The following is a 1,350-nucleotide window of genomic DNA, read 5'->3' as shown; positions in this document are numbered from 1 at the left end:
TGACTAGTCCTGAAAAAGGTTGACTAGTTTAATATTTCAAATATACTTAAATCAGAGTAGGAATTTTCCTATTCTGATTTTGTTTTTTATAGGTTTTTAATTTCACATTATTTTTCAAGTGTACCTGGCCTGGAATATTATAATTCAAAGAAAAATGTGGTCTCCAATTATTATAATAGTAAATTGATTGATTAAGCTGTTGTGAGAGATTTTTAAAGTCTTCAAAGGTATCGATCAATCCAAATTCATATTTCAGAATACCATTGACTCTTTCGGCTACAGCATTTTCATAAGGGTCTGAGTTCTCTGTCATACTGATGAGAATGTCATTATTCTTCAGCATTTCAGTGTATTCTTTACTACAATACTGCAGGCCTCTGTCTGAATGATGAATTAGAGGATGTTTGTAGACTCGATTCTTTATAGCCTGTTTTAATGCTTTCAACGTAGAGCTTGTCTGTAAATTATCACTCAATTCATGTCCTACAATTTTCTTTGAATAGGCATCGGTAATCAAATGAAGATAATAATTCCTCTCTTTGGTTTTCAGATAGGTAATGTCTGCAACCCAGACTTTCTCTGAACATTCCAACTCTTTTTCTTTGATAATATTGGGGTACTTCCTCATCCAATGTCTGGAATTCGTTGTTTTAAAGTAGCTGTGTCTTCTGGGGATTAAAAGATAATTTGATCTTAAAATCTTAAACAAGCGATCTCTTCCTATATGAAGTTTCTCTTTTTCAAAATCATCCTTAAGTAAGACGTAAAGTTTTCGTGTCCCTATTTTAGGCATCTTTTTACGAATTGATAATACCAATTCTATAATCCTTTCTTGATTATTTGTAAAATCAGGTTGTTTTCTTCTTTTGTAATAAGCTTGTTTACTGTGTCCAAACAATCGGCAGATATCTTCCAGTGAAAGATGCGTACACGGCCTTATTTCCTGGATTGATTGGAACCAGACTTTTTTACAATCTCAATCTTTAACTCACGCTCTGCTATTTCTATAAACTTCCTAAATACCTTAAGCTCTTCTTCCTTTTTTAACAAAGCTGCCTCAAGTTCTTTAATCTTTTGTTGCTGTGGATCTTTCATGGGTCTACCTTTACTTAGTTTTGTTTCATAAGTAAAGGTACCATATTTTATTAACCAGCTGGAAATACATGAATTACCACGAATATTGTATCGTGTCTGTAATTGTGATTTCGTAAATAATCCCCGTTCATATTCGGAGACAACCTGTCTTTTGAAAGCCTCGCTGTATTCCTGTACAGGGAATGCTATTTTTTTTGAATCCATAAGAGTGACTGTTTTTATGATTTTATAGTCAACTTTTTTCAGGACGAGACA

At 33.0% G+C, this 1,350-nt stretch carries 1 protein-coding gene; it reads right to left on the bottom strand.

All coding sequences use genetic code 11. The annotated features are described in order from the left end of the window. Nucleotides 1-46: 46 nt before the first annotated feature. Nucleotides 47-1,299, bottom strand: a protein-coding gene (locus J2772_RS24110) for an IS3 family transposase (protein ID WP_209921611.1) whose coding sequence is annotated in 2 segments (ribosomal slippage) — nucleotides 47-972 and nucleotides 972-1,299 — 1,254 coding nt in all. Because the reading frame shifts where the segments join, the coding sequence is not laid out codon by codon here. Nucleotides 1,300-1,350: the final 51 nt, after the last annotated feature.

Source organism: Chryseobacterium jejuense, from assembly GCF_017877355.1.
Taxonomy (GTDB): Bacteria; Bacteroidota; Bacteroidia; order Flavobacteriales; family Weeksellaceae; genus Chryseobacterium; species Chryseobacterium jejuense_A.
This window is presented reverse-complemented; position numbering and strand designations above follow the sequence as displayed.